General features: G+C 48.3%; 15 protein-coding genes, 3 tRNA genes and 3 rRNA genes. 7 read left to right on the top strand and 14 right to left on the bottom strand.

Annotated features, from left to right (window positions below; all coding sequences use genetic code 11):
* The first annotated feature begins 217 nt into the window (after nt 1–217).
* The 6 genes from MTO69_RS12080 (at nt 218) to MTO69_RS12055 (ending at nt 5,610) form a co-directional block, all read left to right on the top strand.
* A 16S ribosomal RNA gene (locus MTO69_RS12080) occupies nt 218–1,769 on the top strand.
* A gap of 103 nt (nt 1,770–1,872) precedes the next feature.
* A tRNA-Ile gene (locus tag MTO69_RS12075) sits at nt 1,873–1,949 on the top strand.
* Nucleotides 1,950–1,992: 43 nt separating this feature from the next.
* Nucleotides 1,993–2,068 (top strand) — tRNA-Ala (locus MTO69_RS12070).
* Nucleotides 2,069–2,369: 301 nt separating this feature from the next.
* A 23S ribosomal RNA gene (locus MTO69_RS12065) occupies nt 2,370–5,259 on the top strand.
* A gap of 90 nt (nt 5,260–5,349) precedes the next feature.
* A 5S ribosomal RNA gene (gene rrf / locus MTO69_RS12060) occupies nt 5,350–5,465 on the top strand.
* The 16S, 23S and 5S rRNA genes sit together here with 3 tRNA genes alongside, the layout of an rRNA operon.
* A gap of 68 nt (nt 5,466–5,533) precedes the next feature.
* Nucleotides 5,534–5,610: transfer RNA gene (locus MTO69_RS12055), tRNA-Asp, on the top strand.
* A 418-nt stretch (nt 5,611–6,028) separates the two neighbouring features.
* Here MTO69_RS12055 and MTO69_RS12050 read toward each other — a convergent pair.
* Nucleotides 6,029–7,198: a GGDEF domain-containing protein gene (locus tag MTO69_RS12050; RefSeq protein WP_248329540.1), complete on the bottom strand. Its 1,170-nt coding sequence runs from the start codon at nt 7,196–7,198 to the stop codon at nt 6,029–6,031.
* 155 nt (nt 7,199–7,353) lie between these two features.
* A complete protein-coding gene (locus tag MTO69_RS12045) occupies nt 7,354–8,634 on the bottom strand; it encodes a cation:proton antiporter (RefSeq protein ID WP_248329538.1) in 1,281 nt (426 codons plus the stop codon).
* Between the two features lie 169 nt (nt 8,635–8,803).
* Between MTO69_RS12045 and metH the strand changes: the two genes are divergently transcribed.
* On the top strand, nt 8,804–12,481 hold the full coding sequence (gene metH, locus MTO69_RS12040) for a methionine synthase (RefSeq protein ID WP_248329536.1): 3,678 nt from the start codon (nt 8,804–8,806) through the stop codon (nt 12,479–12,481).
* A gap of 54 nt (nt 12,482–12,535) precedes the next feature.
* Here metH and mgtE read toward each other — a convergent pair whose 3' ends face one another.
* The 12 genes from mgtE to MTO69_RS11980 all read right to left on the bottom strand — a co-directional run bounded on the left by mgtE (nt 12,536) and on the right by MTO69_RS11980 (nt 21,733).
* A complete protein-coding gene (mgtE, locus tag MTO69_RS12035; protein WP_248329534.1) occupies nt 12,536–13,891 on the bottom strand; it encodes a magnesium transporter in 1,356 nt (451 codons plus the stop codon).
* 139 nt (nt 13,892–14,030) lie between these two features.
* Entirely contained in the window at nt 14,031–14,306 is a 276-nt protein-coding gene (locus MTO69_RS12030; RefSeq protein ID WP_248329532.1) for an HPr family phosphocarrier protein, read from the bottom strand.
* Between the two features lie 3 nt (nt 14,307–14,309).
* Nucleotides 14,310–15,173 carry an RNase adapter RapZ gene (rapZ, locus tag MTO69_RS12025; protein ID WP_248329530.1) on the bottom strand — a complete coding sequence of 288 codons (864 nt, stop codon included), beginning with the start codon at nt 15,171–15,173 and terminating at the stop codon, nt 14,310–14,312.
* Complete coding sequence (gene ptsN / locus MTO69_RS12020; RefSeq protein ID WP_171326059.1) at nt 15,173–15,619, bottom strand: PTS IIA-like nitrogen regulatory protein PtsN; 447 nt, start codon at nt 15,617–15,619, stop codon at nt 15,173–15,175. The genes rapZ and ptsN overlap by 1 nt, the downstream gene beginning before the upstream one ends.
* Before the next feature lie 5 nt (nt 15,620–15,624).
* The gene (gene hpf / locus MTO69_RS12015; RefSeq protein WP_248329528.1) at nt 15,625–15,912 is read right to left on the bottom strand and encodes a ribosome hibernation promoting factor; all 288 of its coding nucleotides are present in this window, start codon (nt 15,910–15,912) and stop codon (nt 15,625–15,627) included.
* A 24-nt stretch (nt 15,913–15,936) separates the two neighbouring features.
* Nucleotides 15,937–17,403: an RNA polymerase factor sigma-54 gene (locus MTO69_RS12010; protein WP_248329526.1), complete on the bottom strand. Its 1,467-nt coding sequence runs from the start codon at nt 17,401–17,403 to the stop codon at nt 15,937–15,939.
* A gap of 50 nt (nt 17,404–17,453) precedes the next feature.
* A complete protein-coding gene (gene lptB, locus MTO69_RS12005) occupies nt 17,454–18,179 on the bottom strand; it encodes an LPS export ABC transporter ATP-binding protein (protein WP_176289344.1) in 726 nt (241 codons plus the stop codon).
* A 2-nt stretch (nt 18,180–18,181) separates the two neighbouring features.
* A complete protein-coding gene (lptA, locus tag MTO69_RS12000) occupies nt 18,182–18,679 on the bottom strand; it encodes a lipopolysaccharide transport periplasmic protein LptA (protein ID WP_248329524.1) in 498 nt (165 codons plus the stop codon).
* The gene (gene lptC, locus MTO69_RS11995) at nt 18,660–19,223 is read right to left on the bottom strand and encodes an LPS export ABC transporter periplasmic protein LptC (RefSeq protein WP_248329522.1); all 564 of its coding nucleotides are present in this window, start codon (nt 19,221–19,223) and stop codon (nt 18,660–18,662) included. Before lptC ends, lptA begins: the two co-directional genes overlap by 20 nt.
* Nucleotides 19,220–19,777, bottom strand: a complete 558-nt coding sequence (gene kdsC, locus MTO69_RS11990; protein WP_248329520.1) for a 3-deoxy-manno-octulosonate-8-phosphatase KdsC — start codon at nt 19,775–19,777, stop codon at nt 19,220–19,222. Before kdsC ends, lptC begins: the two co-directional genes overlap by 4 nt.
* Entirely contained in the window at nt 19,777–20,742 is a 966-nt protein-coding gene (locus tag MTO69_RS11985) for a KpsF/GutQ family sugar-phosphate isomerase (RefSeq protein ID WP_248329518.1), read from the bottom strand. The genes kdsC and MTO69_RS11985 overlap by 1 nt, the downstream gene beginning before the upstream one ends.
* A 19-nt stretch (nt 20,743–20,761) precedes the next feature.
* Nucleotides 20,762–21,733, bottom strand: a complete 972-nt coding sequence (locus MTO69_RS11980; RefSeq protein ID WP_248329516.1) for a calcium/sodium antiporter — start codon at nt 21,731–21,733, stop codon at nt 20,762–20,764.
* Between the last annotated feature and the right edge of the window lie 55 nt (nt 21,734–21,788).

Here is a 21,788-nt window from a genome sequence, read left to right as displayed (position 1 = left end):
CGTCCTGCCTAAGTGCTAACGCACTGAAAGCACAGCTCTTTAACAATATAAACCTATCAATCTGTGTGGGCACTCGTTGATGATAATCCAAATAGTTTCTTCGGAAACAATTTAGGTTTCAATGATACGAAGTGACCATTGAGTCTTCGGACTCAGCACAGTCAATTCAAACATTACTTATGTAATGTTCAGTATTCATTGAGCCGAACAAAATCTTAAATTGAAGAGTTTGATCATGGCTCAGATTGAACGCTGGCGGCAGGCCTAACACATGCAAGTCGAGCGGAAACGAGTTAACTGAACCTTCGGGGGACGTTAACGGCGTCGAGCGGCGGACGGGTGAGTAATGCCTGGGAAATTGCCCTGATGTGGGGGATAACCATTGGAAACGATGGCTAATACCGCATAATAGCTTCGGCTCAAAGAGGGGGACCTTCGGGCCTCTCGCGTCAGGATATGCCCAGGTGGGATTAGCTAGTTGGTGAGGTAAGGGCTCACCAAGGCGACGATCCCTAGCTGGTCTGAGAGGATGATCAGCCACACTGGAACTGAGACACGGTCCAGACTCCTACGGGAGGCAGCAGTGGGGAATATTGCACAATGGGCGCAAGCCTGATGCAGCCATGCCGCGTGTATGAAGAAGGCCTTCGGGTTGTAAAGTACTTTCAGCAGTGAGGAAGGGGTGTGCGTTAATAGCGTACATCTTTGACGTTAGCTGCAGAAGAAGCACCGGCTAACTCCGTGCCAGCAGCCGCGGTAATACGGAGGGTGCGAGCGTTAATCGGAATTACTGGGCGTAAAGCGCATGCAGGTGGTTTGTTAAGTCAGATGTGAAAGCCCGGGGCTCAACCTCGGAATTGCATTTGAAACTGGCAGACTAGAGTACTGTAGAGGGGGGTAGAATTTCAGGTGTAGCGGTGAAATGCGTAGAGATCTGAAGGAATACCGGTGGCGAAGGCGGCCCCCTGGACAGATACTGACACTCAGATGCGAAAGCGTGGGGAGCAAACAGGATTAGATACCCTGGTAGTCCACGCCGTAAACGATGTCTACTTGGAGGTTGTGGCCTTGAGCCGTGGCTTTCGGAGCTAACGCGTTAAGTAGACCGCCTGGGGAGTACGGTCGCAAGATTAAAACTCAAATGAATTGACGGGGGCCCGCACAAGCGGTGGAGCATGTGGTTTAATTCGATGCAACGCGAAGAACCTTACCTACTCTTGACATCCTCAGAAGCTTGTAGAGATACGAGTGTGCCTTCGGGAACTGAGAGACAGGTGCTGCATGGCTGTCGTCAGCTCGTGTTGTGAAATGTTGGGTTAAGTCCCGCAACGAGCGCAACCCTTATCCTTGTTTGCCAGCACTTCGGGTGGGAACTCCAGGGAGACTGCCGGTGATAAACCGGAGGAAGGTGGGGACGACGTCAAGTCATCATGGCCCTTACGAGTAGGGCTACACACGTGCTACAATGGCGCATACAGAGGGCGGCCAACTTGCGAGAGTGAGCGAATCCCAAAAAGTGCGTCGTAGTCCGGATCGGAGTCTGCAACTCGACTCCGTGAAGTCGGAATCGCTAGTAATCGTGGATCAGAATGCCACGGTGAATACGTTCCCGGGCCTTGTACACACCGCCCGTCACACCATGGGAGTGGGCTGCAAAAGAAGTGGGTAGTTTAACCTTCGGGAGGACGCTCACCACTTTGTGGTTCATGACTGGGGTGAAGTCGTAACAAGGTAGCCCTAGGGGAACCTGGGGCTGGATCACCTCCTTATACGATACGGATAGTTTGCTTCTGCTTTTTAAAGCGGAAACAAATAAGTCGCGATGAGTGTTCACACAGATTGATATGTTTATACACGTTAAGAGACGATACTGGGTCTGTAGCTCAGGTGGTTAGAGCGTTCGCCTGATAAGCGAGAGGTCGGTGGTTCAAGTCCACTCAGACCCACCAATCTTCCTCCCAGAAGAATTGGCACACAGTATCAACACCTGATGGGGCTATAGCTCAGCTGGGAGAGCGCCTGCCTTGCACGCAGGAGGTCAGCAGTTCGATCCTGCTTAGCTCCACCATCTTTAAGTGTTCTTGCAAAAGAATCTTTAAAAATGGTTTCGAAAGAAACATTGCTCTTTAACAATTTGGAAAGCTGACGAATAACAACAATCCCCATCTCTTTGAGATGCGTTGTTATTCAATTAAAAGTTCTCAAATCCTATTCTTTTGAATAGGTACCAACACACATTCAAGTGTTCTTGGAAACAGCACAATTTATTGTGATGTTTAATATTTGAGTCCGGCAAAATCGTGTCTGCACATGTATAAAAATGCAGACAAACTTTGGTTGTTTGACGTAAAGACCCTTTGGGGTTGTATGGTTAAGTGACTAAGCGTACACGGTGGATGCCTTGGCAGTCAGAGGCGATGAAAGACGTAGTAACTTGCGATAAGCCCAGATTAGGTAGTAACAACCATTTGAGTCTGGGATTTCTGAATGGGGAAACCCACTAGCATAAGCTAGTACTGTTAACTGAATACATAGGTTAACAGGGCGAACCGGGGGAACTGAAACATCTAAGTACCCCGAGGAAAAGAAATCAACCGAGATTCCGAAAGTAGCGGCGAGCGAAATTGGACTAGCCCTTAAGCTTTTAATGAGACAGGTGAAGGCTCTGGAAAGTGCCGCGATACAGGGTGATAGCCCCGTAACCGACATCTCATCATCAGTGAAATCGAGTAGGGCGGGACACGTGATATCCTGTCTGAATATGGGGGGACCATCCTCCAAGGCTAAATACTACTGACTGACCGATAGTGAACCAGTACCGTGAGGGAAAGGCGAAAAGAACCCCTGTGAGGGGAGTGAAATAGAACCTGAAACCGTGTACGTACAAGCAGTAGGAGCAGGCTTTGTCCTGTGACTGCGTACCTTTTGTATAATGGGTCAGCGACTTATATTCAGTAGCAAGGTTAACCATCTAGGGGAGCCGTAGAGAAATCGAGTCTTAACTGGGCGTCGAGTTGCTGGATATAGACCCGAAACCAGGTGATCTAGCCATGGGCAGGTTGAAGGTTGAGTAACATCAACTGGAGGACCGAACCGACTAATGTTGAAAAATTAGCGGATGACTTGTGGCTAGGGGTGAAAGGCCAATCAAACCTGGAGATAGCTGGTTCTCCCCGAAATCTATTTAGGTAGAGCCTCGGACGAATACTACTGGGGGTAGAGCACTGTTAAGGCTAGGGGGTCATCCCGACTTACCAACCCTTTGCAAACTCCGAATACCAGTAAGTACTATCCGGGAGACACACGGCGGGTGCTAACGTCCGTCGTGGAGAGGGAAACAACCCAGACCGCCAGCTAAGGTCCCAAATTATAGCTAAGTGGGAAACGATGTGGGAAGGCTTAGACAGCTAGGATGTTGGCTTAGAAGCAGCCATCATTTAAAGAAAGCGTAATAGCTCACTAGTCGAGTCGGCCTGCGCGGAAGATGTAACGGGGCTAAGCTATAAACCGAAGCTGCGGCAATGCATTTTATGTATTGGGTAGGGGAGCGTTCTGTAAGCCGTTGAAGGTGAGTTGTAAAGCTTGCTGGAGGTATCAGAAGTGCGAATGCTGACATGAGTAACGATAAAGGGGGTGAAAAACCTCCTCGCCGGAAGACCAAGGGTTCCTGTCCAACGTTAATCGGGGCAGGGTAAGTCGACCCCTAAGGCGAGGCCGAAAGGCGTAGTCGATGGGAAACGGGTTAATATTCCCGTACTTCAACTTATTGCGATGGGGGGACGGAGAAGGCTAGGTGGGCCTGGCGACGGTTGTCCAGGTTCAAGTGCGTAGGCTTGAGAGTTAGGTAAATCCGGCTCTCTTTAAGGCTGAGACACGATGTCGAGCACCTACGGGTGTGAAGTCATTGATGCCATGCTTCCAGGAAAAGCCTCTAAGCTTCAGATAAGTTGGAATCGTACCCCAAACCGACACAGGTGGTCGGGTAGAGAATACCAAGGCGCTTGAGAGAACTCGGGTGAAGGAACTAGGCAAAATGGTACCGTAACTTCGGGAGAAGGTACGCTCTTGACGGTGAAGTCCCTTGCGGATGGAGCTATTGAGAGTCGCAGATACCAGGTGGCTGCAACTGTTTATTAAAAACACAGCACTGTGCAAAATCGTAAGATGACGTATACGGTGTGACGCCTGCCCGGTGCCGGAAGGTTAATTGATGGGGTTAGTCTTTGGACGAAGCTCTTGATCGAAGCCCCGGTAAACGGCGGCCGTAACTATAACGGTCCTAAGGTAGCGAAATTCCTTGTCGGGTAAGTTCCGACCTGCACGAATGGCGTAATGATGGCCACGCTGTCTCCACCCGAGACTCAGTGAAATTGAAATCGCTGTGAAGATGCAGTGTACCCGCGGCTAGACGGAAAGACCCCGTGAACCTTTACTACAGCTTGGCACTGAACATTGACCCTACATGTGTAGGATAGGTGGGAGGCTTTGAAGACGGTACGCCAGTATCGTTGGAGCCGTCCTTGAAATACCACCCTTGTAGTGTTGATGTTCTAACTTAGACCCGTTATCCGGGTTGAGGACAGTGCCTGGTGGGTAGTTTGACTGGGGCGGTCTCCTCCCAAAGAGTAACGGAGGAGCACGAAGGTGGGCTAATCACGGTTGGACATCGTGAGGTTAGTGCAATGGCATAAGCCCGCTTGACTGCGAGAATGACAATTCGAGCAGGTGCGAAAGCAGGTCATAGTGATCCGGTGGTTCTGAATGGAAGGGCCATCGCTCAACGGATAAAAGGTACTCCGGGGATAACAGGCTGATACCGCCCAAGAGTTCATATCGACGGCGGTGTTTGGCACCTCGATGTCGGCTCATCACATCCTGGGGCTGAAGTCGGTCCCAAGGGTATGGCTGTTCGCCATTTAAAGTGGTACGCGAGCTGGGTTTAGAACGTCGTGAGACAGTTCGGTCCCTATCTGCCGTGGGCGTTGGAAGATTGAAGGGGGCTGCTCCTAGTACGAGAGGACCGGAGTGGACGAACCTCTGGTGTTCGGGTTGTGTCGCCAGACGCATTGCCCGGTAGCTAAGTTCGGAATCGATAACCGCTGAAAGCATCTAAGCGGGAAGCGAGCCCTGAGATGAGTCTTCCCTGACCCCTTGAGGGTCCTAAAGGGTTGTTCGAGACTAGAACGTTGATAGGCAGGGTGTGTAAGCGTTGTGAGGCGTTGAGCTAACCTGTACTAATTGCCCGTGAGGCTTAACCATACAACACCCAAAGGGTTTTGATGGACTCAAAGCAAGAGCAGATTGAATGTGTAGAGAACACAATAACAGCTTTCCAGATTAAAGAATTTGCTTGGCGACCATAGCGATTTGGACCCACCTGATTCCATGCCGAACTCAGAAGTGAAACGAATTAGCGCCGATGGTAGTGTGGGGCTTCCCCATGTGAGAGTAGGACATCGCCAGGCTTACATTTCGTTTTTAGATTTTAGAAAAATCTAAAGGCAAAAGCTTAGACTTAGAGTCTAACCAGTGCGGAGCGGTAGTTCAGTTGGTTAGAATACCGGCCTGTCACGCCGGGGGTCGCGGGTTCGAGTCCCGTCCGCTCCGCCACTTATTCAGACAAAGCCCTAGCGTTTCTGCTAGGGCTTTTTCGTATCTATGGGATTGATTTGGTCTTCGACCAACGAGTCCCGCAAAAGGTTTGCCCGTTGACTGCAACCCCAGCCGTCCGCCACTTATTTAGAAACCCAGTCTTCGGACTGGGTTTTGTCGTTTCTGGCTAGATAGTTTCCCCTTCGAGCGACTAATCCACTCGAATTAGAGCCCAATAGACAACAAGCATCGCTACTCCGTTATTTACTCTTGATCTAAGTACAAGTGCTGAAGCCTGTGGTTTAAGAGACCGATATCAGTTTTAGGGATTCTCACTTTTTGTCATCAGTTATTTAACTATTCATAACCAAAAGCGTATTTCGCTTCCGGTAACTCGCAGGACTTTAGGAGTGCGCGATCGAGTGGGCCAGTATTCTTAACTACCGGCCAAGACCACTTGGTTTCGGCCACGCTGTTTCGCTTGGTAAAGTGCAATATCGGCATTGGCGAGTAGATCGTCAAGGCTATCACTTTCAGCTAGCTGAGCAACGCCGAAGCTCATACTGCATGGATGCTCACTTAGGCTGATTGAGACATTTTGTGAGATGTGTTCTCTCAGCCTCTCTGCATACTGATAAGCGCTGGCAGCATCACAATCAATCATTAAAATCATAAACTCATCGCCACCAAAGCGAACCACGAATAGATCATCAGAATCAGGGAGTATATGGGTTAGAGCATTGGCGACTTTTTCGATGGTTTCGTCTCCAACAATATGGCCAAGCTCATCGTTGATCTGCTTAAAGTGATCAATGTCGGTCATCATTAAGCTAACGGGTTTGAGTTGAGTACTGGCATTGGCCACCCGTTTTGGGAGTAACTCATCCATTACACGTCGGTTGTATAGTCCAGTTAATGGATCTTTTAGCGATAACTGATGAATCGCATTGAGCAGCCGGGCGTTGTTCAGCCACAGCATGCTTAAACTAATGGTGACCAACAATATGAGACAGAACAAGTAGGTCAACGCATGTACTATCCCAGAATGCATGTAGCTGGAGATGGTTGGTCCGGATAGGCCGACAAATATCCTGAACAACATAAACAAGCCATAAGCACAAAAAGGCAGCGCCATTAACAGTAGTGGAATCAAGGCATCATCTTTTTTGCCACGCATCAAAGCCCACGCACTGGCGAGGCAGGTTGTACTGACATAACTGCTCAAGACCACTACCCGGGCGTTGATAGATGGTTGGGTATAAGTGAAGTAATAAAACAGAGCAAAGCAAGCAACGAGCGCGACGCCAAGGAAATGCAATAATCGACTCGAATAGTCTCTGACATAACTGATGCCGAGTAGCAGGTAGAAAAAGCCAAGCATGATAAACATGTTAGCGACAACAATGGTGAGCCAATCAGGCGCTTGGCCTCTAAACCCGAGCAACACCGGACCCAAACCAATTAAGAACACGCCCAGAGCTAATGTTTTTAACCCTTCGATCTTTTTCTGAGTCGTTTGGTATAGAAATAAACCTACTGAATAGATGAAGGAAAAAATAATTACGGTGAAGTTGAGAGTTCTAATATCTAGGGTGAGTTCATCCATTGAGTTGCCTAGTCAGTACACAGTAGGACTATTAACGTTTGATAATCTCATAATTGTGACTGACATAAGAGGAATGGGATATTGAAAATATCTGAAAATGCCAAAAGCGTCATAACAATCGTCAAAGGTTTAGGCTTTTGGCACTTAGAGCTCGGCTATTCGCGATGGGCTTCTTCAAGTTTGGCTTTCTCAATCATCGGAGTAATACTTGAGCCTTGAACTAAGATCGAAAACACCACAACCGAATAGGTCATAACAAGAACGATTTCCTTAACATCGATGAGCTTGTCTTGTATTACCCATACGCCCGATGGGATAGATAGCGCCATTGCTAAAGCCAGCCCGCCGCGCAATCCACCCCAAGTGAGAATGTTGACTGAGTATGAGTTATAACGACGATAGCGCTTAAAGCCTAAGTAAGACAGCCACACACTAAGGTAGCGGGCGGATAACACCAGCGGTATTGAGAAGGCCATTAAGATCCAGTCTTCCTTGTGGAACTCAAATAGCAGCATCGACAACCCGATCAACAGAAACAGAACACCATTTAGAAACTCATCGACCAGTTCCCAAAAGTGGTCTAAGTGATCTTCACTCTCCTTAGAAAAACCGATAAAACGTGTCCAGTTGCCGATCATGATTCCAGAGACCACCATAGCTAATGGGCCTGATACATGGACCACATCGGCAAATGCATAACCTGCCGTAGGTATACCTATCGTCAGTAGCAGTTCCATAGAGTGGTCATCGGTTGAGCTGATCAAAAAGTGGAACAGCAGCCCAAGAGCGAAGCCGTAAACAATGCCACCGATAGCCTCCTGAATAAAGAGTAGTGTGACGCTGCCGACGGTTGGCGCTTCGGTGCCAAACGCTATAGTGAATAGGGTTACAAAGATCACTAGACCAAAGCCGTCATTGAATAAAGATTCTCCCTCGATTTGAGTAGAGATACGCTTTGGCGCATCAAGCTTTTTAACGATGGCCAACACCGCGATGGGGTCAGTGGGAGAGATGAGTGCCCCAAATAGCAAGCAGTAGACTAAATCAAACTGGATGTGAATCAGTTGGCAGAACCCGTACAGGGCAAAACCAATGAAAAAGGTTGAAAATAACGTGGCTCCTAGTGCGAGGACGGTGATCTCCCACTTTTGGTCTTTGAGGTTAGGGAGTTTAATACCTAGCCCTCCTGCAAACAGCAAAAAGCCTAGGATTCCTTTGAGCAAGAAATCTTCAAAGTTGATGCTTGCCACGGTCTTGGACGCTATCTCTGTTAAATGAAACCAATCGTTTTGACCGGCAATAAGAATGAAGAGCGACAACATCATAGCGCCAGCGGTAATTGCAATAGTGGTTTGCATTTTGCCTATCTTGCTGTTTACAAATGCTATCAACATTGCCGCAGCAGATAAAAAACAGAGTGTATAGTAGACCGACATTGGAATCTCATAATGTAACAAATTGTGAATGAAGATTTTCGGATCACCATGTTCAAATAGCAAACACTTTTTTGTGATAAATAAGTCATTACTTAGATCGTTTAGACGTCTAGACTCCTCTTTAAACTGTGATAGGATGGAATGATAGTAAAAGGAATGAGGCTGTACCGTGGGAAGTAATGTAAGGCAACAGATTGAAGCTCAACTAAAACAACGTATCTTGTTGATCGATGGTGGTATGGGAACCATGATCCAAGATTACAAACTGGAAGAGCAAGACTATCGAGGTGAACGCTTTGCTGATTGGCATTGTGATTTAAAGGGTAATAACGATCTATTGGTCTTATCTCAGCCTACGCTGATTAAAGATATTCACACTGCCTACCTTGAAGCGGGTGCGGATATACTCGAAACCAATACCTTTAATGCGACAACTATCGCTATGGCTGACTATGAGATGGAAAGCCTGAGTGAAGAGATTAACTTTGCCGCAGCCAAACTAGCTCGTGAAGCTGCAGATGAATGGACAGCCAAAACGCCCGACAAACCGCGCTATGTCGCTGGGGTGCTAGGCCCGACTAACCGCACATGCTCTATCTCTCCTGATGTTAATGATCCTGGCTACCGTAATGTCAGCTTTGATGAGTTAGTTACCGCTTACTCAGAATCAACTCGCGCCCTGATTAAAGGCGGTAGCGACTTGATCTTGATTGAAACCATTTTTGATACCCTCAACGCCAAAGCTTGTGCCTTTGCTGTCGACTCAGTTTTCGAAGAGTTGGGTTTGTCGCTGCCGGTGATGATCTCGGGCACTATCACTGATGCCTCTGGACGCACACTATCGGGGCAAACGACGGAAGCATTTTATAATTCCTTACGCCATGTTAAACCGATCTCGTTCGGCCTTAACTGTGCCCTCGGGCCTGACGAACTGCGTCCGTACGTGGAAGAGCTCTCGCGTATCTCCGAAACCTATGTTTCAGCGCACCCCAATGCAGGACTGCCAAACGCTTTTGGTGAATACGACCTCTCTGCTGAGGACATGGCAGTTCATGTTAAAGAGTGGGCGCAGAGCGGATTTTTGAACCTTATCGGTGGCTGTTGTGGTACTACGCCGGAGCATATCCGCCAAATGGCTGCCGCAGTAGAAGGCGTAGCTCCTCGCACGTTACCTGACTTGACCGTGGCTTGTCGTCTGTCTGGCCTAGAACCGCTTACAATTGAAAAAGAGACATTGTTTGTCAACGTTGGTGAGCGTACCAATGTCACTGGCTCTGCACGCTTTAAGCGTCTTATCAAAGAAGAACTCTATGATGAAGCGCTCGACGTTGCCCGCCAGCAAGTAGAGAATGGCGCGCAGATCATCGATATCAATATGGATGAAGGGATGCTCGATGCCGAAGCTTGCATGGTGCGATTCCTGAATCTCTGTGCTTCAGAGCCAGAAATTTCCAAAGTGCCGATCATGGTCGATTCCTCCAAATGGGAAGTGATCGAAGCGGGCCTTAAGTGCATTCAAGGCAAAGGTATCGTCAACTCTATTTCGCTCAAAGAGGGCAAAGCGAAGTTTATTGAGCAAGCAAAACTGATTCGACGCTATGGTGCGGCAGTGATTGTGATGGCATTTGACGAAGTTGGACAAGCAGAAACGCGAGCGCGCAAGCTAGAGATCTGTACCAACGCTTATCGTATCTTGGTCGATGAAGTCGGTTTCCCACCTGAAGATATTATCTTTGACCCCAACATCTTTGCTGTGGCGACGGGCATCGAGGAGCACAATAATTACGCTGTTGATTTCATTGAAGCGGTCGCTGATATTAAACGTGATTTACCTCATGCCATGATCTCTGGCGGCGTGTCGAACGTGTCGTTCTCATTCCGTGGCAACAACTATGTTCGCGAAGCCATCCATGCCGTGTTCCTTTATCACTGTTTCAAAAATGGTATGGACATGGGTATCGTTAATGCCGGTCAGCTGGAAATATACGATAACGTGCCAGAGAAGCTGCGTGAAGCCGTCGAAGACGTGGTATTGAACCGTCGCAGTGACGCAACGGAGCGCCTTTTAGATATCGCGGGTGAATATGCAGAAAAAGGCGTGGGTAAAGAAGACGATGCGAGTGCGCTGGAGTGGCGTGCTTGGCCGGTAGAAAAAAGGCTAGAGTATGCCCTAGTGAAAGGCATCACCGAGTTTATCGTTGAAGATACCGAAGAGGCGCGCGTTCAAGCCGCAAAACCGTTGGAGGTGATCGAAGGGCCGTTGATGGATGGCATGAATGTCGTCGGAGACCTATTTGGCGAAGGCAAGATGTTCCTACCACAGGTAGTAAAATCTGCTCGGGTGATGAAGCAAGCGGTGGCGCATCTAGAACCGTTTATCAATGCTGAAAAGCAAGCAGGCTCCACCAATGGTAAAATCTTGTTAGCGACAGTGAAGGGCGATGTCCACGACATTGGTAAGAATATTGTTGGCGTCGTATTGCAGTGCAATAATTATGAAATTATCGACCTCGGTGTCATGGTGCCGTGTGAAAAAATCCTTAAGGTCGCTAAGGAAGAGAAGGTCGATATCATAGGCTTGTCTGGTCTCATCACGCCATCACTTGACGAGATGGTGCACGTTGCTAAAGAGATGCAGCGTTTAGATTTCGATTTGCCGCTGTTGATAGGCGGTGCCACCACCTCGAAAGCGCATACAGCGGTGAAGATTGAACAAAATTATCAGCATCCAGTGGTGTACGTAAATAATGCTTCCCGCGCTGTGGGGGTTTGTTCCGCACTGCTTTCTGAAACGCAAAAACCTGCCTTTGTTGAAAAACTGCAAGCTGATTATGACGTCGTTCGTGACCAGCACGCACGTAAACGACCGCGCACTAAGCCGGTTACTTTAGAGCAGGCGCGTGCCAATAAAGTGGCGATTGATTGGGAAAACTACACGCCTCCGGCGCCTGCCAAGCCCGGTGTGCATGTGTTTGACGATTTTGATGTCGCCACACTGCGTAATTATATCGACTGGACCCCTTTCTTTATGACCTGGTCTCTAGTGGGCAAGTATCCGGCGATACTTGAACATGAGGAAGTGGGAGAAGAGGCGCAGCGTCTATTCAAAGATGCCAACGATTTGCTTGATCGAGTGGAGCAAGAAGGGTTACTTAAAGCGCGTGGCATGTGTGCATTTTTCCCAGCAGCCAGCGTGGGTGATGATATCGAAGTGTATACCGACGAGTCACGCACAGAGGTGGCTCATGTGTTACATAATCTTCGTCAGCAAACAGAGAAGCCAAAAGGTTTCAACTACTGTTTATCTGACTATATAGCTCCTAAATCGTCAGGGAAGCTCGACTGGATTGGTGGCTTTGCCGTTACCGGCGGTATTGGTGAGCGGGAGCTTGCGGATCAATACAAAGCAGCGGGTGATGATTACAATGCGATTATGATTCAAGCAGTAGCAGACCGCTTAGCCGAAGCATTTGCTGAGTACTTGCACGAGCGAGTACGTAAAGAGATCTGGGGGTATGCTGCGGATGAAAACTTATCCAATGAGGATCTGATTCGCGAGAAATACCAAGGTATTCGTCCGGCGCCGGGCTATCCTGCGTGTCCGGAGCACACAGAAAAAGGCACACTATGGCAAATGCTCAACGTGGAAGAGGCGATTGGCATGTCTCTCACCTCAAGTTATGCTATGTGGCCTGGTGCTTCAGTCTCAGGCTGGTATTTCTCGCATCCGGACTCTCGTTACTTCGCTATCGCGCAGATCCAGCAGGATCAAGCAGAGAGTTACGCCCAGCGTAAAGGTTGGGACATGCTAGAAGCTGAGAAATGGCTAGGGCCAAACCTTAACTAGATCAATAGGTAAATAAAAAGCGCAGCCTGAGAGCTGCGCTTTTTGGTTGAAAGATTAAATAACCAGCGTGGCTAAGCCTAAGAACACAGATAGGCCAATCACATCGGTCACCGTCGTCAGTGCCATCCCGCCGGCAAGGGCAGGGTCGATGTTCATCTTTTTGAGCAGGATAGGGATAGTGACCCCTGCAACCCCTGCGACCAGCAAGTTAGTTAACATCGCTGCCGAAATAATGCCGCCGAGCATCCAGTTACCTTTCCAGGCGACGACAATTCCGCCAATAATCAGCGCCCACATGATGCCATTCAGTAGCCCGATAGCCGCTTCTTTTAAAAGCAGCTCACGTTTGTTCGAATCACCAATATGACCTAGGGCCAAACCACGGATCACCAACGCAACTGTCTGGTTACCGGCTACCCCGCCCATAGAAGGTACTATGGTCATCAAGACAGCAATCGCCGCCATTTGATCCAATGTTGCCTCAAACATATTCGATACTGAGGCCGCGGCTAATGCGGCAAGTACATTGGCACCTAACCAGATGCTGCGCTTACGTGCCGATTTGACCACTGGCGCGAAGGTATCTTCGTCATCATCCATACCGGCCATGCTCATCATTGAGTGCTCGGCGTCTTCACGGATAACATCGACAACGTCATCAATAGTAATACGGCCGACCAAGTGTTGGTTCTCATCAATAACCGGAGCAGAAACCCAATTTCGACGCTCAAATAAGCTGGCAATGTCGGAGTCGCTCATGGTGACGTCGATGGCTTCGTCAGCATCCTCCATTACATCTGCAATCTTCACATCAGGCTGAGTGGTGATCAGTGTTGTAATGGGTAACTCGCCAATCAAGCGGTTCTCTTCGTCTATGACGTACAGTGCGTCGGTCGCTTCGGGCAGTTCCCCTTTCATTCGCAAGTAGCGCAAAACCACATCGACATCAACATCACCACGAATGGTGATCACGTCGGTGTTCATCAAACTACCGGCAGTATCTTCAGGGTAGGAAAGGGCGGTTTCGACTAACAGACGCTCTGCTGCGTCCATTTGCGCTAGAACTTCTCGGGAAACATCATCAGGCAGACTTCGCAACACGTAGGCGACGTCGTCTGTCTCCATCCCTTCTGTCGCTTCTGCGAGCATCTCTGGTGCCATTTTCGACACCAATGCATCTTTGACGTCTTCATTCAGCTCGTCAAGGATTTCACCGTAATCTTCGGGGTCAGTCAGTTGCCAAAGAACTTCACGACTTTTGCGTGGAGAGGCTTCTAAAAGATGAGCAATATCTTCCGGCTCCATGTCTTGCAATTGACGACGGACATGGACAAAGCGGCCATTTTCTAGGGCTTCAGTGACTTCTTGGAGGGCCTGGTGAGCTTGATCGAATTCTATCTGCTCTGCCATTCATTCCCCCTAACTCGTTGTTGTTACAATGCGAAACATAGTAACGTAATTTTAGAATGGATTTAATCAGTTATTGTGAAGCGCGCAGATTTAATTGCTTAGCTGGGGCATATCAAACCGGATTAATAGGTGGTGGGGGCTATTCGTCTTCGTCGAACTTGTCTTCAATGAGGTGACAAACCGCATCAAGCGCAGGCTCAGCATCGCTTCCCTCAGCGCTTATGGTCACGTACTCGCCCTGCGCGGATTCCAGCATCAATAGCCCCATCACACTATCGGCAGTGGCTTCTTTGCCTTCGTGATTTTGAATGGTCAATACGGCTTGAAAAGATTGGGCGAGTTCTACCAGTTTTACAGCAGCGCGAGCATGAAGTCCTAAACGATTTTGAATTAACACAGTGCGGCTCTGCTGCATAAACTAGTCCTTGTGATTTTTCTCTAGTGAGGCGTGACGTATCTGTACTTGGTGGCCCATTTCGGCAAAGTATTCACCAATTTGCTGAGTCAGGTACACCGAGCGATGTTTGCCACCAGTACAGCCAATCGCCACCGTCAGATAGCTACGGTTGTTTTTTTCCAGTAGCGGTAACCAATGTTCGATGAACTTTTGGATTTGCTGTTTGAGTTCCATCACTTCGGGATGACCTTCAAGGAACGATTTGATTGGCGCATCTAAGCCAGTGAGTGGTCTTAGATCTGGCTCCCAGTGTGGGTTGGGTAAAAAGCGCACATCAAATACGTAATCGGCGTCACTGGGTAGGCCATATTTAAAGCCGAACGATTGAAAGACCATGACCAGATCTTTGCGCTCACGACCTTCAATCCGCATGCGGACGGTTTCGCTCAGTTCGTGCAGTGATTGGTTGCTACTATCAATGACAAGGTCGGCGTGCTCTTTCAGCGGAGACAAGATGCAACGCTCTTTTTCTATCGCTTGCTCAAGAGAAGTATTGCCTAAACTCAAGCTTAGAGGATGGATACGGCGGGTTTCGCTGTAGCGCTTAAGGAGCGTCTCTTTGTTCGCATCCAAAAACAGTACGCTGACGTCGGAACCTTGTTTGAGCTTGCTCAGTACATCTTCAACCAGATTGGGTTCTTTGGGTAAATTGCGAATATCAATGCTGACGGCAACGTTTTGTTTACTCGACTGAACGGATTGAACGAACACCTCCAGTAAGTCGACCGGAAGGTTATCGACACAATAATAACCGAGATCTTCGAGTACTCGTAAAGCGACACTTTTACCAGCACCTGATTGGCCACTGACGACGATCAGGCGCATTATTGATTGACCATAATGTCATAAAGCTCTTGGTCTGATTGAGCTTTACGCAATTGCTTGAGGATTTGTTTGTCGTTGAGACGTTCAGCCATGCTGGAAAGGGTTTTGAGGTGCTCTTTACATTGGGCATCAGGGACCAAAAGGGCAAACAGCAGATCAACAGGGCGATTGTCGATAGCGTCAAACTCGACCGGCGACTCACATTGGAGAAGTACAGCGACGGCTTTATCGCTTGATTGCATACGAGCATGGGGAATGGCAATCCCATTTCCGATGCCAGTACTGCCCATTTTTTCTCGGCTGAGCATACATTCAAACAGTTCAGTGGAGTTTTGCCCGGTTTGTTCTGCGACCAGTTCACTGATCATCTCAAGGGCGCGTTTCTTACTAGTACATTGAACTGCACTTTTGGTGCAGTTCAATGTGAGGATTTCGCTTAGTTGCATGGTAATTAGTGAGCGTTTAGCTTTTCTTTGTGCTTGTTGAGCTGTCTGACCAGCTTATCGACAAGGGAATCAATCGCTGCATACATGTTTTCATCTTCCGAAGAGGCATGAATTTCAGCTTGGTTAACGTGAAGGTTAGCTTCTGCGATTTGACGAACTTTTTCAACTTTTAGTACGACATGAATGCTATTTATGTGGTCGAAAAAACGTTCTAGCTTTTGAAATTTTTCGTTGACGTAGTCTTGCATTGAATCGGTGAGATCAATGTGTTGGCCATCAATGTTGATTTGCATAGACTTTCCTTCTCGGTTGTAGGCCTAAAGCAGGCGTTTGCGCTGACTGGAAGGGGCAATACCTAATGATTCACGGTACTTAGCAATTGTCCTTCTAGCGACCTGAATCCCTTGGTCAGCGAGTAGAGCTGCAATCTTGCTATCACTGAGTGGCTTGGCGCTGTTTTCTGCGGCAACCAGCTTCTTGATCAGAGCTCGAATTGCAGTCGATGAGCACTCCCCACCATTGTCTGTGCTGACATGGCTAGAAAAGAAGTACTTCAGTTCAAAGATACCCCGTGGGGTATGCATAAATTTTTGCGTGGTTACCCTAGAGATGGTGGATTCGTGCATATCGACCGCAAGGGCGACATCATTTAGCACCATTGGCTTCATCGCTTCTTCACCATACTCAAAGAAATCGCGCTGATGTTCAACAATACACTTGGCAACTTTGAGCAAGGTCTCGTTTCTACTTTCCAAGCTTTTTATCAGCCATTTGGCCTCTTGTAAGTTGCTACGAATGTACTGACTGTCGGCGCTATTGCCTTTGCCTAATGCGGCGTACTGCTGATTAACCTTAAGTCGAGGAACTGAGTCTGGGTTAATGGTGACGACCCATTTTCCGTGGTCCTTAAATACGGACACATCGGGTATCACGTATTCAGCATGCTCTGATGAAATTCGGCTTCCCGGTCTTGGATCCAACTGTTGGATCAATTTCAGCACTTCGCGTAAGTCCGCTTCTTTAAGCTTAGTCTCTTTTATGATCAGTTTGTAGTCGCGGTTACCGAGTTGGTCAATGTGGTCAGTAAGCACTAACTTTGCTTCAGTGAGCCAAGGTGTGTCTTCAGGAAAGGTGGCTAATTGAAGCAGTAGGCAGTCTTGTAAGTTGACTGAGGCGACGCCGAGTGGATCGAATTGCTGAATGCGCTTGCGAACGGCTTCAATCTCATCGAGCTCAATCTCTTCGTTATCGAAGCTTTCGAGGATTCCCTCAGTAGTCACGGTCAGGTAGCCATAGTCGTCGATGGCATCAATCAACGCGAGAGCTATGGTGCGGTCGGTATCGCTAAATGGCGTCAGATCAAGTTGCCAAAGTAAGTAGTCTTGCAGCGATTGGGTTGTCTCGCCCTGATAGACAGGCATGTCGTCGTCAGCCGCAATGCCGGTACTGCCAGTATTGGCGCTGTAAACATCGTCCCAGGTGGTGTCAATTTCGAGGTCGTTACTGATTTCCGACTGTTCAATCAGCTCTGAGCTGTCTTTAACATCAGGCTCAGCCTGTTCGGCCAACTCGACCGTGGGCTCTTTCTCTTCCGTCTGGCTCTGTGCTTCTGCTGTCGGCTCATCACTGGTTTCTTCCACCTCGAGCAGAGGGTTAGAGTCCAAAGCTTCTTGGATCTCTTGTTGAAGATCTAGCGTCGACAATTGCAACAAGCGTATTGCTTGCTGCAACTGAGGTGTCATCGCTAATTGCTGTCCTAGCTTGAGTTGTAATGAGGGTTTCATTCAGTCTTAGTTGCCTTAATGCTGGAGAATCTTACCGTTCTTTCCTTTAATCATAGACGGAATTGTTCGCCGAGATAAACTTGTTTCACTTGCTCGTTGTTCAGTACTTGCTCCGGTGTCCCTTCTGCAATCAGATGACCTTGGCTGACGATATACGCTTTTTCACACACATCGAGAGTTTCACGCACATTGTGGTCGGTGATAAGCACGCCTAGGCCTCTATCGCGCAGATGTTCGATGATTTTTTTGATATCAATCACCGAGATTGGGTCAACACCAGCGAAAGGTTCGTCCAACAGAATAAACTGTGGGTTGGCGGCCAAAGCGCGAGCAATCTCCACTCGGCGTCGTTCACCACCCGATAATGCCATACCCGCGCTGTGACGAATGTGCTGGATGTGGAATTCTTCTAACAAATCTTCTAGCTTGTCTTGGCGCTCTTCGCGTGTCATCTCTTCACGCGTTTCAAGAACGGCCATAATGTTGTCTTCAACCGACAGCTTACGGAAGATAGACGCTTCTTGCGGTAGGTAACCTATCCCCATGCGTGAGCGGCTGTGCATCGGCAATATACTGATGTCACTGTCATCTATGGTAATGGTACCTTGGTCGCGAGCGACCAGGCCCACAATCATATAAAACGAGGTGGTTTTACCCGCCCCATTCGGACCTAATAGACCGACAATTTGCCCTGACTCGACCTGCAAACTCACATCGGTCACGACGGTGCGATTGCCGTAGGTTTTGGCTAAGTGCTGCGCTTTTAGTATCGCCATAATTATTCTTGTACTGCTTGAGGCTGAAGAACGGTGGAAACGCGATCGCCTTTCTCTTTACCGTCAGCAATCAATTTCTGAGAGGAAATTTTGTAGCGGATTTTGGTGCCGCGAATCACACTATCATCTTGTGAAAGCATCGCTTGATCGATCATGGTCAGTTGGTCATCGACCATTTTGTAATACAGCTCTTTTGCTTCACCGTATAAGGTTTTGCCATCATCGGTTAACTGCGAAAACGTCGCTAGGTTGCCATATCCTTCAATCTCTTGAATCGAGCCATCCTCAGCATCGCGGGTGACAACGACTTTGTCGGCATTGATGTTAATACTGCCCTGCTTGAGTTTAACGTCGCCAATAAAAGTCACTTTATTGCTCTGCATATCGAGCTGTTGGCTGTCAGAGTCGATGTAGACAGGTTGGTCTCTATCTGTTGAGAGTGCCAACGCGTGCCCTGAAAGAACTAAACAAGAAATCAGACTAAGGTGTGAGAGTTTCATATCTACCTTGTACGTGGTTATATAGGGTGGCGTGATTGTCGGCAAAGTTGCCAGTCATCGCTTGTCCTACTGTTTCAAATTGCGGGCCTACCATCACCACTTGGTTATCTGCCCAAAAGTCTCTGCTATCCAATTGAATATTCATCACATCGGTCGACAGAGTATCAAAACCTGAATCGGGTAATAAGTTAGTGGCCAGCACATCATCATAGAGTGTAAGCACATGGTCTTTGGTTAACACGCCGCGCACGGCAGTAATTTCCCACTCTAACGTTGTACCCTGTTTAAATACCTTTAATACCGGGCGATTAAAAATGGTATCGCCACTTTTTGCATAGTGCTCGAGATCGACCGAAGTGATCACATAGCTGCGCACCCCTTGTTCGTTGTAAGAGGTATTCTCTAACCCTTTGCCGCTGAACATGGGGACTTCTGTATCTGGTTCTACCTGGATATCATAACTCTGCTGCTGTTCGAAAAGATAGTAAGCAGACCAGCAAATGATAAAAGCCAGAATAAGATAACCAATACGAGACAAACTCATATACTCAGACCTTTGTGAACATCTAGTTCGTTTCGTGCTTGAAGAATAAGGTCACACACCTCTCTGACGGCTCCGTGCCCGCCGCGAATCGAGGTGACATAATTCGCTCTGCGCGCAAGCAGTGGATGACCATCGGACACACATACTTTTAGCGCGACTTGCTCCATCACTGGCCAATCAATCAGGTCGTCACCAATGTAGCCAGTGTGCTCTGAGGCGATATTGAGTTTATCGCAAATATCTTGATACGCCTTTACTTTATCGTCTTGACCTTGATAAATCAGTGAAATACCGAGCGCTTTCATTCGGTTTTCGACAATCTGCGAGCGACGGCCGGTAATGATGGCGACCTCAATACCCGCATTCATCAGTGACTTTATTCCATAGCCGTCACGAGTATGGAAGGTTTTTAATTCTTCACCTTGATTACCCATGTAGATTAGGCCATCAGAAAAGACGCCATCGACGTCGCAGATTAATAGCTTAATGTGTTTGGCAACATCTAGAATAGATTGTTCCACAGGTTGATAGAGAGTCTCGACCATGGTGCTCATTACATCACTCCGGCTTTGAGTAGATCATGCATGTTTAATGCACCCACAACGACGCCTTGCTGACAAAGTATTAAGCCGTTGATGCATTTTTGCTGCATTAAGTTGAGCCCTTCTGCAGCAAGCATGTTGGGCTCTGCGACAGTAGGGTTGATGGTCATGACGTCGCCAATGAGCGCGGTATGAATATCAACGCGTTTGTCTAAGATGCGGCGTAGATCGCCATCGGTAAAAATACCCACCAGTTGCTGTTTTTCATCAACCACAGCCGTCATACCTAAGCCTTTTTGACTAATCTCGAGGAGCGCGTCACGGACCACAGTGGTCGGGGTCACTAGCGGTAAGCTGTCGCCCGTGTGCATGATGTCGGCCAGCTTGAGCAGCAGTTTGCGCCCGAGTGCGCCACCTGGGTGCGACAGGGCAAAATCTTCGGCGGTAAATCCACGAGCACGCATCAATGCCATCGCTAACGCATCACCCATAACCAGCGTTGCAGTGGTGCTTGAGGTCGGGGCTAACTGAATCGGGCAAGCTTCTTTAGGCACGGTAATTTGCAGGTGTATGTCCGACAGTTTCGCCATGTTAGATTCAGGCTTACCGGTCATACTAATGATTTTGATGTTGAGTCGTTTAAGAACGGGAAACAGACCAAGGATCTCCGAGGACTCTCCAGAATTAGAAATGGCGAGGACGATGTCTCCGGCTTCTATCATCCCAAGATCACCATGTGCGGCTTCGCCTGGATGAACAAAGAAAGCGGAGGTTCCGGTACTGGCCAAGGTGGCAGCAATTTTGTTACCAATATGACCAGATTTGCCCATTCCCATCACGACGACCTTGCCTTCTTTGTTCGCAAGGATAAGCTCGCAGGCCTGAACGAAATCATCATTCAAGTATTGGTCAAGTTGTTCTAGGGCAGCGATTTCAGTTTTGAGTACTTCAAGGGCTGCAGAGCGATAATCAAACATATACAACTCCAAACTCAGATTAAGCCGTCATATTCATAATTAAGTAGACCTGATAGGCGATAAAGCTGCAAAACAGTACGCCGCCTTCAAGGCGATTGATGCTGCGCGATTTACCCAGCGCCATGGCAACCAACAGCAGTGACACGCCAAGCATTACCCAAAAGTCACGCCCCATCGCGTACTCACTGAGTAGCGAAGGATTTAAAATGCCCGGGATCCCCATTACGGCCAAAATATTGAAAACGTTTGAGCCGATGATGTTGCCGACCGCCATATCATCTTCGCCTTTCATTACCCCAGCTAGCGAGGCGGCGAGCTCAGGTAGGCTGGTGCCCACTGCGATGATGGTCAAACCTATCACCAGATCGCTCATACCGAAGTACTGAGCAATAATAACCGCATTATCGACCAGCATATCGGCCGATAATGGCAACACGACCAAACCAATCACTACCCAAAGTGCCGCTTTGGCATTGCTCACCCCGTCTGGTACTTCAGACTCTTGCTCTTCAAGCATGGCATCTGCGATGCCGCTGGCTTTTTCTTTCTGGCTGATTCGAAGCATAGCGACAATGAATGCGCCAAACAGCACAAACAGTAACACGCCTTCATAGAAACCAAGGTGGCTATCCCACAGCAATACGCCAGCTAGGAGAGTCACCCCTATCATTAATGGCAACTCGCGGCGTAACACCGCAGAGCTTATCGACAGTGGTTTGATTAGCGCGGTAATACCTAGGATCAGGGCAATGTTGGCAATGTTCGAGCCAAGCACGTTACCGACGGCGGTATCGGTTTTCCCGTCTAATGCCGCCGTTGCTGAAACCATCATTTCGGGTGCAGAAGAGCCCATTGCTAGGATAGTCATACCGATAACTAGCGGTGAAATACCGACATTTCGTGCAAGCGCAGCGGCACCGAATACCAGTTTGTCGGCACTCCAAACCAAAAAGACTAAACCAATAATGAGAAACACAACGGCTTCGAACATGATAATTCCTAATCCATACACTTCGAGAGAATTTAACCGTTAATTTTGACGCTTT

Source organism: Vibrio sinaloensis (assembly GCF_023195835.1).
GTDB classification, from domain to species: Bacteria; Pseudomonadota; Gammaproteobacteria; order Enterobacterales; family Vibrionaceae; genus Vibrio; species Vibrio sinaloensis_C.
The sequence above is the reverse complement of the archived record's forward strand: the minus strand, read 5'-3'. Positions and strand labels throughout refer to the sequence as shown.

Coding starts and splice junctions, on each gene's coding strand:
- MTO69_RS12050 (WP_248329540.1), bottom strand. CDS start 7,198: ATGGATGAACTCACCCTAGATATTAGAACTCTCAACTTCACCGTAATT.
- MTO69_RS12045 (WP_248329538.1), bottom strand. CDS start 8,634: ATGTCGGTCTACTATACACTCTGTTTTTTATCTGCTGCGGCAATGTTG.
- mgtE (WP_248329534.1), bottom strand. CDS start 13,891: ATGGCAGAGCAGATAGAATTCGATCAAGCTCACCAGGCCCTCCAAGAA.
- MTO69_RS12030 (WP_248329532.1), bottom strand. CDS start 14,306: ATGCAGCAGAGCCGCACTGTGTTAATTCAAAATCGTTTAGGACTTCAT.
- rapZ (WP_248329530.1), bottom strand. CDS start 15,173: ATGCGCCTGATCGTCGTCAGTGGCCAATCAGGTGCTGGTAAAAGTGTC.
- ptsN (WP_171326059.1), bottom strand. CDS start 15,619: ATGCAACTAAGCGAAATCCTCACATTGAACTGCACCAAAAGTGCAGTT.
- hpf (WP_248329528.1), bottom strand. CDS start 15,912: ATGCAAATCAACATTGATGGCCAACACATTGATCTCACCGATTCAATG.
- MTO69_RS12010 (WP_248329526.1), bottom strand. CDS start 17,403: ATGAAACCCTCATTACAACTCAAGCTAGGACAGCAATTAGCGATGACA.
- lptB (WP_176289344.1), bottom strand. CDS start 18,179: ATGGCGATACTAAAAGCGCAGCACTTAGCCAAAACCTACGGCAATCGC.
- lptA (WP_248329524.1), bottom strand. CDS start 18,679: ATGAAACTCTCACACCTTAGTCTGATTTCTTGTTTAGTTCTTTCAGGG.
- lptC (WP_248329522.1), bottom strand. CDS start 19,223: ATGAGTTTGTCTCGTATTGGTTATCTTATTCTGGCTTTTATCATTTGC.
- kdsC (WP_248329520.1), bottom strand. CDS start 19,777: ATGAGCACCATGGTCGAGACTCTCTATCAACCTGTGGAACAATCTATT.
- MTO69_RS11985 (WP_248329518.1), bottom strand. CDS start 20,742: ATGTTTGATTATCGCTCTGCAGCCCTTGAAGTACTCAAAACTGAAATC.
- MTO69_RS11980 (WP_248329516.1), bottom strand. CDS start 21,733: ATGTTCGAAGCCGTTGTGTTTCTCATTATTGGTTTAGTCTTTTTGGTT.